General features: G+C 43.0%; 15 protein-coding genes, 8 pseudogenes and 1 riboswitch. Of the genes and pseudogenes, 19 read left to right on the forward strand and 4 right to left on the reverse strand.

All coding sequences use genetic code 11. From position 1 onward, the window contains the following. Nucleotide 1: 1 nt before the first annotated feature. The 8 genes and pseudogenes from JCM19037_RS02565 to JCM19037_RS02600 all read left to right on the forward strand — a co-directional run bounded on the left by JCM19037_RS02565 (nucleotide 2) and on the right by JCM19037_RS02600 (nucleotide 7,551). On the forward strand, nucleotides 2–721 hold the full coding sequence (locus JCM19037_RS02565; RefSeq protein WP_042397545.1) for a pseudouridine synthase: 720 nt from the start codon (nucleotides 2–4) through the stop codon (nucleotides 719–721). 109 nt (nucleotides 722–830) lie between these two features. Continuing rightward, the gene (locus tag JCM19037_RS02570; RefSeq protein ID WP_307189712.1) at nucleotides 831–2,474 is read left to right on the forward strand and encodes a cytochrome c biogenesis protein ResB; all 1,644 of its coding nucleotides are present in this window, start codon (nucleotides 831–833) and stop codon (nucleotides 2,472–2,474) included. Nucleotides 2,475–2,518: 44 nt separating this feature from the next. Next, nucleotides 2,519–3,723 (forward strand): annotated as a pseudogene (gene ccsB, locus JCM19037_RS02575) (c-type cytochrome biogenesis protein CcsB). A gap of 101 nt (nucleotides 3,724–3,824) precedes the next feature. Beyond that, nucleotides 3,825–4,546, forward strand: a pseudogene (locus JCM19037_RS02580) (response regulator transcription factor). Then, nucleotides 4,543–6,307: pseudogene (locus JCM19037_RS02585) on the forward strand (ATP-binding protein). The pseudogenes JCM19037_RS02580 and JCM19037_RS02585 overlap by 4 nt, the downstream one beginning before the upstream one ends. A gap of 24 nt (nucleotides 6,308–6,331) precedes the next feature. Then, nucleotides 6,332–6,894 (forward strand): annotated as a pseudogene (locus JCM19037_RS02590) (cob(I)yrinic acid a,c-diamide adenosyltransferase). 64 nt (nucleotides 6,895–6,958) lie between these two features. Beyond that, nucleotides 6,959–7,141 carry a hypothetical protein gene (locus tag JCM19037_RS02595; protein ID WP_042397551.1) on the forward strand — a complete coding sequence of 61 codons (183 nt, stop codon included), beginning with the start codon at nucleotides 6,959–6,961 and terminating at the stop codon, nucleotides 7,139–7,141. Nucleotides 7,142–7,164: 23 nt separating this feature from the next. Further along, nucleotides 7,165–7,551: a hypothetical protein gene (locus tag JCM19037_RS02600; protein WP_042397554.1), complete on the forward strand. Its 387-nt coding sequence runs from the start codon at nucleotides 7,165–7,167 to the stop codon at nucleotides 7,549–7,551. Between the two features lie 65 nt (nucleotides 7,552–7,616). On the opposite strand, the pseudogene serA reads toward JCM19037_RS02600, so the two are convergent. Together serA and JCM19037_RS02610 are read right to left on the reverse strand one after the other, a co-directional pair. After that, nucleotides 7,617–9,205 (reverse strand): annotated as a pseudogene (serA, locus tag JCM19037_RS02605) (phosphoglycerate dehydrogenase). A 95-nt stretch (nucleotides 9,206–9,300) separates the two neighbouring features. Beyond that, nucleotides 9,301–9,548 (reverse strand): annotated as a pseudogene (locus JCM19037_RS02610) (ferredoxin). Nucleotides 9,549–9,703: 155 nt separating this feature from the next. On the opposite strand from JCM19037_RS02610, the gene JCM19037_RS02615 reads away from it, so the two are divergent. Next, nucleotides 9,704–9,958: a hypothetical protein gene (locus JCM19037_RS02615; protein ID WP_042397557.1), complete on the forward strand. Its 255-nt coding sequence runs from the start codon at nucleotides 9,704–9,706 to the stop codon at nucleotides 9,956–9,958. Nucleotides 9,959–10,008: 50 nt separating this feature from the next. Then, on the forward strand, nucleotides 10,009–10,440 hold the full coding sequence (locus JCM19037_RS02620) for a DUF2663 family protein (RefSeq protein ID WP_042397559.1): 432 nt from the start codon (nucleotides 10,009–10,011) through the stop codon (nucleotides 10,438–10,440). Here the strand turns inward: JCM19037_RS02620 and JCM19037_RS02625 are convergent, their stop codons facing one another. Both JCM19037_RS02625 and JCM19037_RS25470 read right to left on the reverse strand, forming a co-directional pair. After that, nucleotides 10,441–10,641: a hypothetical protein gene (locus JCM19037_RS02625; RefSeq protein ID WP_042397562.1), complete on the reverse strand. Its 201-nt coding sequence runs from the start codon at nucleotides 10,639–10,641 to the stop codon at nucleotides 10,441–10,443. 123 nt (nucleotides 10,642–10,764) lie between these two features. After that, nucleotides 10,765–10,938: a hypothetical protein gene (locus JCM19037_RS25470; RefSeq protein WP_193744637.1), complete on the reverse strand. Its 174-nt coding sequence runs from the start codon at nucleotides 10,936–10,938 to the stop codon at nucleotides 10,765–10,767. Nucleotides 10,939–11,094: 156 nt separating this feature from the next. Between JCM19037_RS25470 and JCM19037_RS02630 the strand changes: the two are divergent. The 9 genes and pseudogenes from JCM19037_RS02630 to JCM19037_RS02665 all read left to right on the forward strand — a co-directional run bounded on the left by JCM19037_RS02630 (nucleotide 11,095) and on the right by JCM19037_RS02665 (nucleotide 18,847). Next, nucleotides 11,095–11,729, forward strand: a pseudogene (locus JCM19037_RS02630) (NAD-dependent deacetylase). Nucleotides 11,730–11,735: 6 nt separating this feature from the next. Further along, nucleotides 11,736–12,485, forward strand: coding sequence for a metallophosphoesterase (locus tag JCM19037_RS02635; RefSeq protein ID WP_052363470.1), 750 nt, complete (start codon nucleotides 11,736–11,738; stop codon nucleotides 12,483–12,485). Nucleotides 12,486–12,595: 110 nt separating this feature from the next. Next, a complete protein-coding gene (locus JCM19037_RS02640) occupies nucleotides 12,596–13,216 on the forward strand; it encodes a genetic competence negative regulator (protein WP_042397564.1) in 621 nt (206 codons plus the stop codon). A gap of 102 nt (nucleotides 13,217–13,318) precedes the next feature. After that, on the forward strand, nucleotides 13,319–14,626 hold the full coding sequence (locus JCM19037_RS02645; protein ID WP_042397566.1) for a Glu/Leu/Phe/Val dehydrogenase: 1,308 nt from the start codon (nucleotides 13,319–13,321) through the stop codon (nucleotides 14,624–14,626). Between the two features lie 12 nt (nucleotides 14,627–14,638). Further along, complete coding sequence (locus JCM19037_RS02650; RefSeq protein ID WP_042397568.1) at nucleotides 14,639–15,631, forward strand: YpdA family putative bacillithiol disulfide reductase; 993 nt, start codon at nucleotides 14,639–14,641, stop codon at nucleotides 15,629–15,631. Between the two features lie 11 nt (nucleotides 15,632–15,642). Beyond that, nucleotides 15,643–16,616: pseudogene (locus tag JCM19037_RS02655) on the forward strand (asparaginase). A 19-nt stretch (nucleotides 16,617–16,635) separates the two neighbouring features. After that, the gene (gene prsW, locus JCM19037_RS02660) at nucleotides 16,636–17,301 is read left to right on the forward strand and encodes a glutamic-type intramembrane protease PrsW (protein ID WP_042397569.1); all 666 of its coding nucleotides are present in this window, start codon (nucleotides 16,636–16,638) and stop codon (nucleotides 17,299–17,301) included. A 12-nt stretch (nucleotides 17,302–17,313) separates the two neighbouring features. Continuing rightward, nucleotides 17,314–17,478 carry a hypothetical protein gene (locus JCM19037_RS25475; RefSeq protein ID WP_193744228.1) on the forward strand — a complete coding sequence of 55 codons (165 nt, stop codon included), beginning with the start codon at nucleotides 17,314–17,316 and terminating at the stop codon, nucleotides 17,476–17,478. Between the two features lie 62 nt (nucleotides 17,479–17,540). Next, nucleotides 17,541–17,643, forward strand: a riboswitch (SAM riboswitch). An 82-nt stretch (nucleotides 17,644–17,725) separates the two neighbouring features. After that, the gene (locus JCM19037_RS02665) at nucleotides 17,726–18,847 is read left to right on the forward strand and encodes a methionine biosynthesis PLP-dependent protein (protein ID WP_042397571.1); all 1,122 of its coding nucleotides are present in this window, start codon (nucleotides 17,726–17,728) and stop codon (nucleotides 18,845–18,847) included. The last annotated feature ends 7 nt before the right edge of the window (nucleotides 18,848–18,854 follow it).

An 18,854-nucleotide genomic window follows, 5' to 3' on the forward strand; every position in this document is an offset into this window, starting at 1 on the left:
GATGGAACGCTTGCAAAAAGTAATCGCTCAAGCAGGCATCACATCAAGGCGAAAAGCCGAAACGTTAATTACGGAAGGTCGCGTAAAAGTAAACGGAGATGTGGTCAAAGAATTAGGAACGAAAGTATCTGCGAAAGCAGAAATAGAGGTAGATGGTGTGCTCATTACAAAAGAAGCACCTGTTTATTATCTGCTCTATAAACCGAGAAAAGTAATATCAGCAGTAAGTGATGACAAAGACCGGCAAGTGGTGACCGATCTCATTAACGACGTCGAACAACGAATTTTTCCTGTCGGACGACTTGATTACGATACGTCTGGCATCCTTCTCTTAACTAATGATGGTGAATTCTCAAACTTAATGATGCACCCAAAAAGCAAAATCAAAAAAACGTATATTGCTAAAGTACAAGGGAAGCCTTCTAAAGATACGCTAAAAAAGCTAGCGTCTGGTGTGACACTTGAAGATGGGAAAACATTACCGGCAAAAGCATCATTCAAGTCTGGAAATAAGCAAAACGACACGTCCATCATTGAGCTAGTCATTACAGAAGGAAGAAATCACCAAGTTAGACGTATGCTTGAAGCTGTCGGACATCCCGTTTTAAAGTTAAAAAGAGAGCACTATTCTTTTCTAACATTAGATAAGTTAAATCCCGGAGATTACCGACCATTAAAACCATATGAAGTCGCCAGACTTCGTGAAATGGCTGTCACATAAACGTCATAAAAACTAGCGAAAAAAGGCGGTACGACAGGGTTTTTGTAGGTATAATATTCCTTGGGATATTCGCCATCTCGAGTCTGAACGAGGTGATTATTTGGAACAGGTGAAATGTGAATGCGGCCACACGAATCCTTACGGTACAGAAGTATGTGCGTCGTGCGGTAAACCGCTTACAGGTGATAACAAGGAACTATTAAACATGCGGTATGAAGGCGCTGCCAGAAGGTCGCAAACGTATAACCGCTCAATGATTGACAAGATATGGAATTTCTTTTCTTCAGTAAAAGTAGGGATATCCATTATTGTCATTTTGCTGTTTGCGTCTGCGATCGGTACAATCTTCCCACAAGAATTATTTATTCCACCAGGGGAAGATGCAGCAACGTTCTATTATGATGAATACGGTTGGGCAGGGGAATTATATTACATGCTCGGCTTCCACAACTTGTATGGATCATGGTGGTACATGCTTTTAATCGCCGCTCTCGGTGTATCGATTTTAATTGCAAGTATTGATCGCTTTTTCCCATTATACAAAGCGCTTAAGTCACAACGGGTAACCCGGCATCATAATTTTATGAAACGTCAAAGAGTATTTGGTACAAGCGCTGTAGAAGATGCGGATGAAACGATGAACAAGGCAAAAGGGCTTCTAAAGAAGAAGCGTTACAACATCTTCGAAGAAAATGGCAATATCCTAGCTGAAAAAAGCCGTTGGGCACGTTGGGGTCCTTATGTCAATCACATCGGTCTTATCATCTTTCTTGTCGGGGCAATGCTACGGTTCTTTCCAGGCATGTACATTGACGAAAACATGTGGGTTCGTGAAGGAGAGACGGTGCCAATTCCAGGAACTTCCGAAGAATACTACTTAGAGAACAAACAATTTGATTTGGAATTATACGATGAAGCCGATGAGCGTTTTCAAGGTGTAATGGAAGGCTCGGATGCAGAACATATTGAGACGTTCCGAACGCACTCGTCGCTCTATCTTGCACAAGAAGATACGACTGTTGGTGCTGAACGTGAGCTAGACTTGCTTTCTGAAGATGAGATTGAAGTGAATCAACCACTCTATTTTGATAGTTACTCCATCTACCAACTGGATTACAAATTGAATGAGCTCAAAGCGATGACATTTGATGTTGAAGATCAAGAGAGTGGTGAAGCGGCAGGGACATTTACGGTAGACTTGAATAACCCCGAAGACTATTATGAGCTCGACAACGGTGATCAAGTGTACATTTATGATTATTTTGCAAACTTCATGATTAATGACGAGGGTGTTCCGACAACCGAGAATAATGTGCCTGATAATCCGGCCTTTATTTTCCAAACAGAAAATGACGCTGGCGAAGAAGAACTAACATTTATTCGGATTCAACGGAACTTCGAAATTCGTGATGAAGAAGATGATCCCCACCAGTACGCCTTTTCATTTGCAGGCATTGACACGAATCACGTCACTGGACTCAAAGTGCGAAAAGATTTAACGCTCCCGTTCTTAATTGTCGGAGGTTCTATTTTCTTAATTGGTTTAGTTCAAGGGTCTTATTGGCCGCACCGAAGAATTTGGCTTCAACGTGACGCTGATCAAAACATTATGATCGCAGCTCACACGAATAAAAACTGGGAGTCCATTAAAAAAGAAATTCGTGAACTCGCACAAGAGACCGAACTTGAAGAACCACTCGATCAAACAGATAAAGAGTATGAAGAGGAATACGAGGAAAGAGATCGATTATAAAAGGCAGTGATTGACGATAAGGTCAATGACTAGGAGGTACCTGTATGAATTCATTAGCAGAGTTGAGTAGTAATCTGCTGTACATTGCGTTTGTCTTCTACTTAATCGCGACCATTTGTTATGCGGTTTCGGTTACAGGAAGAAAATTCCGCAATAAAGAAGGTGAATTTAAAAACAATCGCTGGGGTACATGGGGTTACATTGCGACAATTATTGCGGTTGTATTTGCCTTTAGTTATTTCTTTACACGCTGGGCTGCAGGTGGACATGCGCCTGTAAGTAACATGTTTGAATATACAGCGTTTCTAGCGATTTGCATTAGTTTGGCGTTTGTTATCATTAACGGCATTTACAAGTCTAACGTTCTCGGACTGTTCACCATTCCGATCGTTATGCTAATCATTGCCTATGCATCTGTATTTTCTACAGATATTGCGCCTCTAGTTCCGTCCTTACAATCAAACTGGCTTGCGTTGCACGTCATCACGACGGCCGTTGCTCAAGGAATTTTGGCTGTCAGCTTTGGTGCGGGTCTAGTATATCTCGTTCGTACGTTAGACCTTAGTGGCAAGAAGATGACGAAGCGAACGTTCGGTATAGAATTTATTATGTATACGTTGCTCTCAGCACTTGCTTTCGTCATTGTTACGAATGTGTTTGAAGCAGTTAACTATGAAGCCGAGTTTATGTATATTAACGAGTATGGAGAAGAAGCAGAGAAATTGTATGAGCTTCCTGCCATTGTGGGCCCTAACGAAGGGGTACTTCTCACCGAAGATCGTATGTCACCGCTTGTAAACATGCCAGATTGGATTATTAGTGAAGATTTAAACACTGTCATCTGGCATTCGGTAGTGGTTTCGTGCTTTATTGGATCATTCGACTTATCGGTAAAAACCGTCGCATTAGTGCAATGCTGCAACCATTACTTAAAGGGGTTAAGCCACAAACTGTGGACGAGTTAAGTTACCGAGCCATTGCCATTGGTTTTCCATTGTTCGCTCTTGGTGGACTCGCATTTGCAATGATCTATGCACAAATTGCATGGACAAGGTTCTGGGGCTGGGACCCTAAAGAAGTGTGGGCGCTCATTACGTTCTTCTTCTATGCCGCGTACTTACATTTGCGGTTGTCTAGAAACTGGCACGGAGAACGTTCTGCTTGGCTCGCCGTTATCGGTTTTGCCATCATTATGTTTAACCTCATCTTTGTTAACCTCGTGATTGCAGGTTTGCACTCGTACGCGTAGAGGGAATCGGATGAGAAAAGAATCAAATGGAAGGGGCGTTCATATCGATCGTCCCTTTCTTGTATAACGTTTCTAACTGGATGTGTGAAGGAGGAAGTAACATGGACCATGAAGTGAAAATTCTAGTAGTAGATGACGAGGATCGCATTCGCAGGTTACTGAAGATGTATCTTGAAAGAGAGCATTACATCGTTGAAGAAGCAGAAAATGGTGAAATAGCTTTGCAACTTGCAAAAGAACAAGATTATGATCTAATATTGCTTGATTTAATGATGCCTGGCATGGATGGGATTGAAGTGTTGCAACAACTGCGTAAAGAAAAGGCGACGCCAGTAGCCATTCTTACCGCTAAGGCGAAGAAGCCAACCGTGTGCAAGGGTTTGAGGAAGGAACGGATGATTATATCGTCAAACCATTCAGCCCTAGAGAAGTCATTTTACGTGTGAAAGCACTATTGCGTAGAACGTCATCAACACGGTATTTACAAACGAACACACAAACGAAAAACATTCTTGCTTTTGATCATATTACGATTGACCACGATGCTCACCGGGTAAGTGTTCAAAATGAAGAAGTATCGCTCACCCCAAAAGAGTACGAGTTGTTGCATTATTTGGCAAGCTCCCCTGATAAAGTGTTTTCTAGAGAAAAGCTACTCAAAGACGTTTGGAAATATGAATTCTTTGGGGACCTTCGGACGGTGGATACCCATGTAAAGCGTCTTCGTGAGAAGCTCAACAGCATCTCGACAGAAGCGGGAGATATGATTACGACGGTGTGGGGAATCGGTTACAAATTTGAAAACGTGAAGCAAAAGCAATGATTTGGAGGAGTATCGTCGGAAAACTGTGGATGACCATTCTCCTTCTTGTTACGGTCGTCCTAGGGATTTTAGGTATACTCCTTTATCAGTTTTTCGAAAACTTTCACCTCTCACAAATGGAAGATGGCCTAAGCAATCATGCTTCGTATATTGTTTCAACAATTGAGCAAGGCGAAGGCCAGCCCCAATCTTTTCGCTCAGTCAGGCAACTAGAGCGAACTCACGGAATGAAGATTGTCATTTTTAGGGATGAGGTGCCGTATTGGACGACGGATGCGACGCTTGCTGAAGGGCAGTACATCCCTCCGTTGTTCTTTTCCAATCATGACAGTTTCCAGCCAGTTTTTGCTGGAGAAGATCGTGTCATTAGTCGCGTTTCCTACGAATCTCAATACAGTGGCGACCCATCAGAATACATCGTCGTCGGCGCCCCGGCATCTACAGAGTCTGAGAACTATTCCATTTTCTTATACAATTCTTTAGAGTTGATGCAGGAGTCAACCGATGAAACGAAACGATTAATTTTATTAGCAGCAGCGATTGGACTCGTGTTGACTACATTTTTTGCGTTTTTCCTTTCAAGTCGGGTAACGGCACCTTTGCGAAAAATGCGGCAAGTGACATTAGAAGTTGCGAAAGGCAAGTTTGATACGTCTGTGCCAATGCTCACACACGATGAGATTGGTCAATTGGCAATTGCTTTTAATCGGATGCGTAGACAGTTAAATAATAATATCAATGCTCTCAATCAAGAAAAAGAGCAGCTTACGAGAATTCTCAGCAGTATGGCTGATGGGGTCATAACATTAAACCGTCGCGGGGATATGATGGTGACGAATCCGCCTGCAGAACGGTTTTTAGAAGCGTTCATGTATGAAGATCACGAAAAGACGACACGTTTGCCAGACCGTTTGGATGCGTTGTTTAAAAAAAGTCGTCACTCAAGAGCAAGAGCAATGGGTAGAAGTGACGGTTCAAGGCAGAACGTATGCGTCTCTTATGACGCCTTTATATGATCAATCTCACGTACGCGGAGTTGTGCTCGTCATTCGTGATATGACAGAAGAGCGTCAACACGATAAACTGCGAAAAGACTTTATTGCCAACGTTTCTCATGAACTACGCACACCCATATCCATGCTTCAAGGGTATAGCGAAGCGTTAATGGACGGTGTGGCTGAAACAGACAAAGAGAAAGATGAAATCACTCAGATTATTTACGATGAATCCTTGCGAATGGGTCGACTCGTTAATGAACTTTTAGATATTGCTCGAATGGAGTCTGGGCATCTAACGTTGGAGAAACAAGACATTGAAATTGTCGAATTGGCAAGAAAAGTGATGGCCAAGTTCAATAAAATGGCTGAGGAAGCAAATGTAACATTGCGATTTGTCTCTCCTGACCCACCCATCCAATTGCATGCTGATCCCGATCGGCTAGAACAAGTGTTAACAAACCTTCTCTCAAATGCAGTAAGACATACAGCCGAAGGTGGAGAGATCGTGTGTAAGATTACGGATGTGGACAGCGCGGTAAGGTTTGAAGTGATTGATACGGGTAGTGGTATTCCTGAAAGCGACCTTCCGTTCGTATTTGAACGCTTTTACAAAGCAGATAAAGCGAGAACAAGAGGCAACGCTGGAACAGGGTTAGGTCTAGCGATTGTGAAAAACATTGTGGACGGTCACGGTGGCGATATTGTCGTACAAAGTAAAGAAGGAAAAGGGACGACGTTTACGATGACGCTATACAAGCCATAAGTAAAAAGAGGAGGTCAATGATCGATGCGAATCTACACACGAGGCGGAGACGAAGGCAAAACAAGTGTAATCGGTGGACGTCGAAAAAAGCACGACCAACGAATCGTCGCTTATGGGAGCATCGATGAAGTGAACAGCTTTGTTGCGAAGGCACGCCACTCCGTTGCAAAAAAGAGGGAACTTCATAAGCTAGAGAGCGAACTCCTCGTCATTCAACACGAACTTTTTGATTGCGGGAGTGATCTTGCAACGGTGAAGCCGACCCGACATATAAAGTAACAGAAAGAAATGCCGCTCAATTAGAAGAGTGGATTGACCATTGGACGAGTCTTTCCCCTGAAATTGAACGATTTATTTTACCTGGAGGCAGTGAAGCGTCAGCGGATTTACACGTTTGCAGAACGGAAACGAGGAGAGCAGAACGTGAAGTGGCTGCACTTGCTGAAATCGAAACGATTCATATGCCCGTACTTGCTTATATGAATCGACTGTCAGATTATTTCTTTACTGTTGCCAGATTCGTTAACCATTCACTCGATGTTGCCGATATTCCATATGAGAGAAGTGCAATCGTGTTTAAAGACTAATGATTCATGCCTGCGCTGCATATACATCACTGGTGAAGAGTGTGTTGTAGAGGAGCTGCATGAGGTGCTGGATTATGTAAAAAGAATGTGTGTAGTGTTTGTTTTTGCATCAATACTTTTGTCTTTGTTGAATTTCTTTGTGCTACTCATTGAAGAGCCAGAGTTTAGTCACATCTCGACTGAAGTATCGGTAGGGAAAACGACGATTAATGATGCAAGTTTGGTTAAAAGTATAGTAAACGAGTAAAAGTACGAGAGGAGTCAGAGTGGATGGAAGCCCAGAACATGCCGGCTGCAATGCTTCGCTGGTTAAATGATCAGGAGAAAAACAGCGAAGAAGCGTGGCTATTAATTCTATTCCGTTCTGTACTCACGATGATTCGTCATCAACAACCGGTTCGTTTAGACACAGATGGCTTATTGACTGCATCCTTTTGGAAACACATCGAAGCACGATTAGAGTATTCGTTGCTCGAGCATAAAAAGCCAAAGGCTGTAAACTTATATCGATTTTTCCATCGCGTCGCAGATCAAGAAAAGTGGCTACTCCTGACAAGCGAGCATGCCTGTTTGACAGAAGAAGGGGAGCGGTTTTTATCGCAGAAAAAGGAAACACAACTGGCTGTGATTCTGTATCACTTCTTTCCTGAACCGTAAAAACGTATATGTTCAACAAAAAAGGACTCCGCAAAGGAGCCCTTTTTGTATCGTTAAAAAGAAAATCATAACTCGATAAGGTCAGCTGCTAGGATGGCATCGATTGATAATAAATCACGAAGGGCGGCGTCAGGGACTTCTTTATCGACAGACAGCATCATAATTGCATCTCCGCCTTCTTCTTTTCTTCCTACTTGCATCGTTGCTATATTTAACCCGTGTTCTCCAATCAATTGTCCCATTTCCCCAATAACACCTGGCTGGTCGTTATGACGAATATAGAGAAGATGACCTGAAGGAAACAAGTCAACGTTAAATTCATTGATGCGTACGATTCGTGGTCCGTATGCATCGATATGTGTTCCTCGAACAAGAAACTCTCCAGCTGTGCCTGAAATGTTAGCTTCTACGATATTTGCATAACCGTGCGCATCTGAGCTGTGGATTTCACTATATGAAATTCCCCGCTCTTTTGCAATCACCCCTGCGTTCACTTCATTGACCCCTGCGTCTACTCTTGGCGACAAGAACCCAGCCATAAAGCTTCTCGTGAGGACCGAAGTTTCTTCGTTAGCAATCGTTCCACTAAATGTTACATCAATATGCTTCACCGCTGTTTTCACACATTGTGACGCGAAGTGTCCCATCAGTTTTGTAAGGTTGTAATACGGTTTAATTTTGTCATACAAGTCTTCTGAAATTGCCGGTAAGTTCAAAGAATGAATGGCTGGCGCACCTTGCAAGACGTGTACAATTTCCTCAGAAACTTGTGAGGCGACGCTTTCTTGGGCTTCAACTGTAGAGGCCGCAATATGAGGTGTTGCCACGACCTCTTTCAAGGAAATTAATTCATAATGGTCGGTCGGCTCGTTTTCAAAAACATCGAGTGCAGCCCCTCGAATATGACCCGATTCAATCGCTTTACGCAATGCTTCTTCATCAATGATGCCGCCCCGGGCACAGTTAAGAAGCAACACACCTTTCTTCGTTTTCGCGAGGTTCTTCTCACCAAGTAACCCTTTTGTTTCTTTTGTAAGAGGGGTATGTACTGTGATGACATCGGCATCTTGCAAGAGGTCATCAAACGTGACGAGGGACACCCCGGCCTTTTTTGCTCGTTCTGGCGTTAAAAAAGGATCAAATACGATGACGTTCATTTGGAACGCGGACGCTCGTTTTGAAAGTTCTGAACCAATACGGCCGAAGCCGATAATGCCGAGTGTTTTTCCTCTTAGTTCCATTCCTTGAAAAGCTTTTCGATTCCATTCACGATCTTTCACAGACACATAGGCTTGCGGTATATTTCTTGCCAAGGAAATCATCATCGCAAATGTATGCTCAGCAGTAGAAATGGTGTTACCATCAGGGCATTAATGACGATTACGCCATGTTTCGTGGCAGCGTCAAGATCGATATTATCAATCCCGACACCTGCTCTGGCTACAATTTTTAAATTCGGCAATCTTTGGAGTAGTGCTTCATCAACTTGAGTGGCACTGCGTACAATTAAAGCAGTGAACTTTTCTAGTGATTCGACTTGATCTGGGGAACTTTCCACGACCTCTATGGAAGGTTCATCATGTAGTGGTTTTAACCCTTCCTTGCTCATGTGATCTGCTACAAGTACGTAAATGGTCTGACTCAATCGGTCCATCTCCTTTTTATCTATGTGTTTAATTCACTGACGCACGAAAGTAAAATGGGAATGAAAATACCTCGTCTTCGAGGTAGGGTTTCGATGGGCTTCGTTCATTCATTTCGGAGAGGGTCTCCGAAAAAAGCTCATTCGCATATTTAATCGAATCTGACGGGCAGCCTTCATAAGCGTCCATGAAACAATCTTCATCTGCTTCTGAGATAGGGGTCGTTCCTTGATTATCGTCAGGTGTGAAGCTGGCGAGCCCTTCTTCATCGTAATCATAAAGGTTGGGAGCAGATAGACTGCAAGCGCCGCAAGCGATACATGTATCCTTGTCAACGATCGAGTATATGTTCATTTCACTATCCCTCCACAATTGGTCTCCTTTCTATTTTATGATGATTATCGTTTTTTTTCAACGTGTTCACATGAACGTTGAAACAGGATATTTGTCAAATTACCGGGAATACGTTACTGTACAAGTAACTTATGGCAACGAAAGGGGTGGGTCACTTGGCGGAGAAGTACCGAAGTCGAAAGTATAATGAACAAAGTGAGCAAGAAGTTTCGGCAACGCTCACCCCTAAAAGAATGGATACGTATCGCAGGCAATCAAGAAGATCAATTGACGATGGCCAAGACGTAGAAGAGAACGAACAACCCGAAACGACAAGAAGGGTACAAAAAAAGAGTCCAAGACTCATACAAATTCTCACGATTGTTTTTGTACTGCTTGTTTTTGTCACGCTCGTTTTTGCCATTCAGTAGCATTCATACATTGTCCTAGCCAGCATATAGTGTAGGAAGAGGTGGTTAGGGTGATCGTGGATGTGAACAAGCAGATGTCACCATTTGCTAGACGTTTACTTACAGAATTAATTTCGAGAAAACAAGAAGAAAAGAAGCAAGAAAAGCGCGTCATCTTCTGTGGATGGGTATCTACTGCTGCTTGGATCATCTTGGTCGGGATCTTTTTTCTCGCTGCAAATCAAGGAGAGTACACGGTTATTGAATACATGATCAATTCTCCGTATGTGCTCCCGCTCTTCGTCATAGCAGGAGGGTTGACTTTCTACTTAACCATTGTGAAGAAACGGTACGATGAAGCGGAGAAAGATTATAAATCATTGCGAAATGAAATCATTGAACGGTACGATGAATTATGGCCAACGACCGTTGAAGCGAATCGTCGCTATGAAACGTTAGAATGGCTAGAGCGTGTGCATGGGGTGAACCTTTTTCATCAATAATCACTCTGTTGGCGCAATTCCGATAATTAGATAATCTCTGCGCATGAACCACGTTTTTGAAACGTTAATGAAGTGGGGAGTGATCGCCTGAATCCTCCCAAGGGCAAGTGTCTTTTGCCTTGTCCGGCAGTAGACTTTTACTGGCATTCCGACCCGTTGATTAAATTGTAAGTCTTCATTAAAAATAAGCATCTGTCTCATCGTGTCGCCTCCTTACCGTGCAATACATTCATTCTAACTGAACATTCAATATTTTAAAAGCGGATATATGCCTGGTTTTCTAAAGCAACGAGGTGGCACAGTTGCCAACCTCGTTGCTTTATGTCATGTAGCAGAAAAATCTTGGGCAAGTATAAGACCGGCAAAGCATAAGAGTACGCCGGCACCCATCATAATGAATGGAACTGTCATCTTTTTTTTCATGTATAATAATAAGAGCAATAAAAAAAATCCAATTCCAAAAAGAGCTGTTCCGACAATAAAAATTAAATATTCCATCTCACACCTCAAACTGACTCTGTCATAATTTAATTATAAGAGAAATGACCTACCTCATCCAGTGTTAGGTGATGGCAATTTCATGAACGGTCGAAGGAGGAAGATTCCATGATACCAACAGATGTAAAACGAGTCGCAATTCTAACCGGTGCAGGAATGTCTACAGAGTCGGGGATCCCAGATTTTCGATCCGAGACAGGGTTATGGCAAACGTTTCGCCCTGAAGAAGTGGCGAGTGTTCAAGCACTATCGAACCATCCAGATGTGTTTCAATCTTTTTATCGAGAACGGATGAAAAAATTAGAGACGATCGAACCTCATGTCGGGCATCGGTTGATAAAACAGTTAGAAGAACAAGGGAAATTACATATGCTTGCTACGCAAAACGTCGACGGCTTCATCAACAAGCGGGAAATGAAAACGTTTTAGAGCTGCACGGAAACATCCAAACGACACGCTGTCATGATTGTGAAACCTCGCATGACAAGGGAGCATTCATGCAAGGTGACCATTGTCGGGTGTGCGGGGGAATGTTGCGACCGAATGTCGTTTTGTTTGGGGAAATGCTCCCACATGACGTATGGGGAGAAGCCATCCAAAAAATTGAAGAAGCAGATTGTTTTATCGTCATTGGAACGAGTATGCAAGTAAGTCCAGTGAATCAACTGCCAGGTTATGCCCGCGGTTACACAATTTATATAAACCACGAGTCAAGTGAGTTCCCTTTTGACAAGTGGATGGAGATGAGTGCTAGTGAAGGAATGCAACAACTTATGGATCGTTGGGCGTAGCAGAAGATGATCGGCGTAGTGGCGCTACTGTTCGTCATGGGGATCGGTTTACTCGTATATATGGGTGTTGAAGCGAAGCGCTGCCGCGTTCGCACGCATCGACTCATTGTTGCTGGTCAGTCTCAACCGGTAACGTTGTTATTCATCAGTGATGTGCATCGACGAGTCATTAAAGAGCATTGGGTAAACAAGGTGATCGAGTCACAAGTTGACGTCGTAATTATTGGTGGAGACTTGTTAGAGCGAGGGACACCATTATCAAGAACAGATGAAAACTTGCGTGTACTTTCACAAATTGCTGACGACGTATTATTTGTGTATGGCAATCATGACATGAATGTTGCGAAGCCGTCACTCGTACGTCTTTTTCAAAAGCATGGCGTACGCACATTGGAGAATGAACATGCGTGGGTGAACGAAGGCAGTTTGCATGTTTTTGGGACGAAAGATCATACCTCTTCACAAGCGGTTGTGCAGCCAATTTCTAACCGTGCGTCGATCAATGTCCTCATTAGTCATAATCCTCACGTCCCAAGAATGTATAGGGACAGTCAAGACTATGACTTGATTTTGAGTGGGCATACTCACGGAGGGCAAATTCGTATTTTTGGTTTTGGCATTCGCGAGGCAGGTAAATGGCAACCGTTTGGGGCTGGACAGTTGTTAATTAGTAACGGCTTTGGTACACGAAGACTGCCTCTACGACTCGGTGCTCCGGCTGAAGTACACTTGATTCGCATCGCTCCTTCCGAGTAAAAAGGGCCTTTCAATGTCCTCCTGTTAAAGAACACGGATAAGGCATCGTGAATAGCTTATAGAAATGAACTGCTTTCACGATTTGCCTACAGGGAAAAGGAGGGCCGGCGATGCGTCTTGAAAGAATTGCCGCCAATAAAATAAAGGTATTTTTAACGTTTGATGATCTTAAAGAACGCGGCCTGACAAAAGATGATCTATGGCTAGATCGACCGAAAGTTCATCAATTGTTCCGAGAGTTAATTCTTGAAGCAGATGTGACTTTTGGGTTTAAAGTAGATGGAGCATTATCGGTAGAAGTATTTTCTTTGCCTGCTCAAGGAATGGTCATTCACATATCAAAAAATGAAGAAGATATTTCAGAAGAAGACGATATGATTGAAATGGATATTACTGTTGACGAGCGACGTGACTTATTTTATAAATTTCAAGACTTTGAAGCGGTACTTCAGCTCGTGAAACAGCTGCATCGTTTAGGCGTAAAAAGCGGGAAGCTACTCACAATGCAAGATCGTTACTATCTATACTTTCCATCAACAGCGACAAGATTTTTAGGATATGATCGCTTTATCGCCATCATATCTGAATACGGAGATGTATGTGCTTACTCTCATGTAGCTGTTGAGGAACACGGCAGACAGCTTATAGAAACAGGAGCAGTTCAACGGCTAAATATGGTGTTTTTTAATAATAAACCAAACAAACAAGTGGAAAAAAAGATCGATCTTTAATATAGTAAGATTATAGTGTTTTTATTGATGTGTATTGGTGTGCTCGTCCGGAGTTACAGGAGTAGCCTTGACTCCGGCTTAACTATATGGAGGTGGCCCGCAATGGGGAATAAACAAAAACAAGAACAGGCAGTTCTGGATCCAGACTCGAGTCAAAAAAAGGCTGTGAACTCTAGATTAGAAGCCTTTCAACAGATTGTCTCGAATGCTCTTTCTTCTTTTGGCTATTCCAGTGACCTTACAAAGATTTTGACCTCGCCTTTTCGTACTTATAAAGTATCCATTCCTGTAAAGATGGACGATGGAAGCACGGAAGTCTTTACCGGGTATCGTGTGCAACATAATGATGCTGCAGGATCAGCTATTGGAAGTGTAATTTTACATCCCACGTTTCATGAAACCGATGTACAAGCATTAGCGATTCGCACGTCTCTTCAAGCTGGCATGCTCGATCTCCCATACAGTGGAGCGAGTGGTGCAATCATTTGCAACCCTTCGGAACTGTCCTATCAAGAACTTGAACAGCTCAGCCGTGGTTATGTGCGGGCTGTGTTGCCGCTACTTTCTGCAACGAAAGATGTTATTACACCTGAAATCCCAACAACGGCGAACATTCAGCTTATGTCGTGGATGTATGACGAACTGCTTAATATTAAACCAGACAATGCCACACAACCTGTTGCCGGACGTGCAGAAGCTTTAGGAGGCATTAAGGGACGAGACCACGCGATTGCCAAAGGTGCATACTATAGTCTTGAAGCCGCTCTTGAGGTGAAAGACGTTGATTTGTCCGGCTCTAAAGTTATCGTTCACGGCTTTGGCGATACGGGGGCATATTTGGCGAAGAGAATTGAAGCAGCTGGGGGTATTGTTGTCGGCGTTTCGGACGGTCATGGCGCTTTATATGATGCTGACGGTTTAGACATTGATTACCTACTAGACCGAAGAGATAGTTTCGGGATGGTGACGAATTTGTTCAGAAAGTCGATATCAAAAGAACGGTTATTGTCGTCGGAGTGCGACATATTAATTGATGCGTCGATTCATAAAGACACGATGACGGAAAAAGCCGTCTCCAGTATACAAGCAAAAGTGATTGTTGAAACAGCAAAACAAACGTTAAACAACGAGGCAACAGAGATCTTAAGGAAAAATGGCAAACTGATTGTGCCTGAAATTCTATCTGGTCTTGGGAATCTCGCTCTTTCTGCTTTGGAACAACAGCAAGACTATAAAAAAGAGACGTTTACAGAAGATGAAGTGAACGAACGTCTGAAAGCGTCCATGAAACATGCCTTTATGAATACGTATCATCTATCAAATACCGAGCAAATCAACATGCGCGAAGCAGCATATATGATCGGGATCAGAAAGCACGCAGATGCTTTTGTACATCGAGGATGGTCATAAGGAAGTGACAGTTTGAAACGAGAAAAAGTGATTATTGTCGGCGCAGGTCCATGCGGGCTTGCTGCCGCCATTCGTTTACAAGAAAAAGGTGTAGAAGCGCGAGTGATTGAGAAAGATAATATCGTCTCTTCCATTTTTCGTTATCCAACACACCAAACGTTCTTTAGCACGGCTAGAAAGTTAGAAATTGGTGACGTTCCTTTTTATTCGACAAACCAAAAGCCGAAACGCAATGAGGCACTCGTCTACTATCGTGAAGTTGTAGAGCGTAAGCGTGTGTCCGTCAATCGATATGAATCCGTGCAGTCTGTTGAACCTTTTGATGATGGAACTTTTCATGTGAAAACGAGAAAACAAAAAGGTGAGTATTGCGAGTATCATGCCGATTATGTCATTATTGCGACCGGATATTACGATCATCCAAATGCATTAGGGGTGGCGGGAGAAGAGCTCTCTCATGTGTATCACTATTTTAAAGAAGCACACCCGTATCAAGGTCAGCAAGTGGTTGTCATTGGTGGCAAGAATTCAGCCGTCGATGCAGCGATGGAGTTGGAAAAGGCAGGCGCTCAAGTGACGGTTATTTATCGTGGCGCGAATTATTCACCTAAAGTAAAACCGTGGATTCTTCCGCAATTCACATCACTCGTGAACAATGGTCATATTCAAATGGTTTTTGAAGCAAATATTACCGAAATTACACAAGACGTCGTCCGTTATGTCACAACAGACGATGAGGAGCATGACCTTCCTGCAGACTTTGTGTTTGCCATGATTGGCTACCACCCTGACCATGCGTTTTTAGAAGAGATGGGTGTAAGAATGGATGCGACGTCTGGACGACCGTTTTATAAACCTGATTCCATGGAAACAAACGTCAAAAACTTATTCATTGCTGGGGTCATAGCCGCTGGCAACAACGCAAATGAAATTTTTATTGAAACAGGCAGACATCACGGAGATGCGATTGCTGAAGTCATCGCACATCGAGAAATCAGCCAATGAGAGGTGAGTAGATGCAATCCATTGCACTCGTAACAACGGGGGGGACAATTGCCAGTAAAGAAACGAAAGAAGGCAAGTTAGTCGCTGGGGAGCTAGACGGTGAAGAGTTAGTCGCTTCATTGGATGCTCCTTTTGACGTTTCTTTAGAGATTTGTTCCGCTGTGTCCAAGCCGTCCATTCACTTAACATTTACAGACTTGTGGAACGTAAGAGAAGTGGTGATGGACTATTGTAAAGATCCAAGTATTACCGGTGTGGTCGTCACGTCAGGAACAGATACGTTAGAAGAAGTTGCTTACTTCTTAGAGTTAACGTTACCGGTGTCTAAACCTGTCGTCGTCACTGGCTCACAACGTGGGCCTGAACAAGTCGGTAGCGACGCTTCTGTGAATTTAAGAAATGCGGTCATTACCGCATCTGACGCCAGAGTAAAAGAGTTAGGTGTAGTGGTTATCTTTAATGAGAGAATGTTCTCTGCTAAATATGTTAGAAAAGAACATGCAAGTAATGTTCAAGGTTTTAATGCTTTTGGTTACGGGTATTTTGGAATTGTTGATAATGATCAAGCGCACATCTTCCAAAAACCACTCGTGCGTGAGGTTATTATTTCTGAGCCGCGGTTTACTCCGAAAAAGGAGTTTCACGTTGAAATTTTGAAAGTTCATCTAGGTGCTTCTGCCGAAGTGTTACAGTTCATGCTTGACTCATCGAGCATCGATGGGATCGTAATTGAGGGCTCGGACGAGGTCAAGTACCAAAAGCGTACATGCCGCTCATACGTAACGCCAAAAAACCGATCGTGATTACGACGAGTGCAGAAGAAGGAGAAGTATACCCTTCATACGATTATGAAGGTAGTACGTATGACTTGTTGAATCAAGGTGTGATTCTTGGCAAAGACTATAGTAGTAAGAAAGCAAAAGTAAAGTTATACGTGCTCTTATCAGCAGAACTAATGAACCTTCAATCGGCATTCGACCAATAAATACGTAAAGGAAGTAGACATGAATGTTGTGGCGCTCATTTCTGTTGGATCTGCTCCTGCCTTGGCATTGCTCACGTATTTTTACTTAAGAAATGAATATGGAAGCGCTGGGTGGAGAGATGTTATTCGGGCATTTATTATCGGAATGCTCATCGTGTTTCCGATAATGGTCATACAATTTGCGCTGACAGAAGAAGGTTTGTTAACATCTAGATTGGCAGAGACATTTCTAAAATCAGCGTTGCTGGAAGAATTCTTTAAATGGTTTTTCTTGATTTTTACGGTCTATAAGTTTGGACAATTCACTGTGAAATTCGATGGAATTGTTTATGCTGTCGCACTTTCATTAGGATTCGCGACGCTGGAGAATATATTTTATCTTATAGGTCAAGGCCCTGACGCGGTTATAGGAAGAGCGCTATTCCCAGTGAGTGGACATGCACTTTTCGGTGTGATTATGGGTTATTATTTAGGTTCTGCCCGTTATCAAGTACGGGGTCAAAGGAAGAAATGGCTCATGTATAGCTTGATTCTTCCCGTCGTCTTTCACGGTATCTTTAATCTAGTACTCACTTATTCCAACAATTGGATGCCGTTTGTCCTCATTCCGTTTATGATTTTTTTATGGTGGTTAGGCTTAAGTAAGGTAAAAAAAGCAAATGAAAACAGTAAACAGTCAGTTTAAGGAGGGAGCTTCATGACGACAGATGCGAGGTATCGAATCGTCATCCGCTGTCCGAAGTGTGGAGAAAAGTATATTCTGCGCGGAAGGCAGAAGAATGACGGTGAATATGAGACAGGATTCAAACGATGTGTATGCGGAAATGAAGAAGAGCTCGTCATTGAAGCATCACCAGAATAGAAATATACTTGCAACCTGCTTCTGAATAAGGTATCGTAACACTACAACTAAATGAACAAGGAATCTTATCGTGAGAGACTGAGGGATAGGCCTAAGAAGTCTCAGCAACCAGCTCAAGGAGTCAGGTGCTAATTCCTACTGGCATGATATGCCGAGAGATAAGAAGAAACATCGAAACGATCGTGTCTTCTTCATACTCTGAAGAGGGCATTTTTTATCTTTGGTTCACGTAGAGAGGGTGATTTGAATGGCAAAGGGATATTCACAAGAAACGAAGCTCGTTCAGACAGGAAACCGAAGAGATGAAACGACCGGAGCGGTTAATGCCCCGATTTATATGAGCACTGCGTACCGTCATTCTGGTGTTGGGGAGTCTACAGGGTATGATTACGCTCGAACGAAAAACCCAACACGAGACGTTCTTGAAGAAGCGATTGCTGATTTGGAAATGGGATCGAGAGGTTTTGCTTGTAGTTCCGGAATGGCGGCAATTCAAACGGTTCTTTCATTGTTTGAACAAGGGGATGAAATTATTGCGTCCCTCGATCTATATGGAGGGACATATCGTTTGTTCCAACAGTTTTGGCCAAAGTGGGGCGTGAACATTCAATACGTTGACCCTAGAAACCTAGAATTACTCGAAGAAGCGATTACAGATAACACGCGGGCACTGTTCATTGAGACACCGACGAATCCGCAAATGCAGGAAGCGGATATTCAGCAAATTCAAGCGATTGCTAAAAGAAATAACGTTCTATTGATTGTTGACAATACGTTTTATACCCCGCTATTGCAAAAACCTTTAGAAGAAGGTGCAGATATTGTCATTCATAGCGCGACCAAGTATTTGGGCGGACATAATGATCTCGTAGCAGGATTAATTGCAGTGAAAGACCCAGCGATTGGGGAGAAATTGTTCGACATCCAAAATGGGATCGGAATGACGCTTGGGGCTTTTGACTGTTGGCTGCTCGTACGAGGAATGAAAACATTGTCATTACGTATGAAGAAACATGAAGAGAATGCGAAAGAAGTGGCTGTGTATCTAGACGAACACCCACTCGTGAAAGAAGTCCTTTATCCTGGCAAAGGTGGGATGTTATCGTTTCGTGTTACAAACCCAGAGCTCGTTGACCCACTTTTACGAAATCTATCACTCATTACGTTTGCTGAAAGCCTCGGTGGGGTGGAAAGTTTAATGACTTACCCGTCATCTCAAACCCATGCCGATGTTCCAGAGCACGTCCGATTAGAAATTGGCATCGATGAAACACTTATGAGAATGTCTTGTGGAATTGAAAGTGCAAACGACCTTACTAATGATCTTCGTTATGCTTTTGAAGAAGCGGCGAAACTCGTGAATGTATAGGAGGCTC

The organism is Geomicrobium sp. JCM 19037 (assembly GCF_000698105.1).
Taxonomy (GTDB): domain Bacteria; phylum Bacillota; class Bacilli; order Bacillales; family Marinococcaceae; genus Geomicrobium_A.

Excerpts from the sequence above, each read along its gene's own strand:
- JCM19037_RS02645 (WP_042397566.1), top strand. The coding sequence starts at position 13,319 with ATGGGGAATAAACAAAAACAAGAACAGGCAGTTCTGGATCCAGACTCG.
- JCM19037_RS02600 (WP_042397554.1), top strand. The coding sequence starts at position 7,165 with ATGGAAGCCCAGAACATGCCGGCTGCAATGCTTCGCTGGTTAAATGAT.
- JCM19037_RS02565 (WP_042397545.1), top strand. The coding sequence starts at position 2 with ATGGAACGCTTGCAAAAAGTAATCGCTCAAGCAGGCATCACATCAAGG.
- prsW (WP_042397569.1), top strand. The coding sequence starts at position 16,636 with ATGAATGTTGTGGCGCTCATTTCTGTTGGATCTGCTCCTGCCTTGGCA.
- JCM19037_RS25470 (WP_193744637.1), bottom strand. The coding sequence starts at position 10,938 with ATGGAATATTTAATTTTTATTGTCGGAACAGCTCTTTTTGGAATTGGA.
- JCM19037_RS25475 (WP_193744228.1), top strand. The coding sequence starts at position 17,314 with ATGACGACAGATGCGAGGTATCGAATCGTCATCCGCTGTCCGAAGTGT.
- JCM19037_RS02665 (WP_042397571.1), top strand. The coding sequence starts at position 17,726 with ATGGCAAAGGGATATTCACAAGAAACGAAGCTCGTTCAGACAGGAAAC.
- JCM19037_RS02640 (WP_042397564.1), top strand. The coding sequence starts at position 12,596 with ATGCGTCTTGAAAGAATTGCCGCCAATAAAATAAAGGTATTTTTAACG.
- JCM19037_RS02635 (WP_052363470.1), top strand. The coding sequence starts at position 11,736 with ATGATCGGCGTAGTGGCGCTACTGTTCGTCATGGGGATCGGTTTACTC.
- JCM19037_RS02625 (WP_042397562.1), bottom strand. The coding sequence starts at position 10,641 with ATGAGACAGATGCTTATTTTTAATGAAGACTTACAATTTAATCAACGG.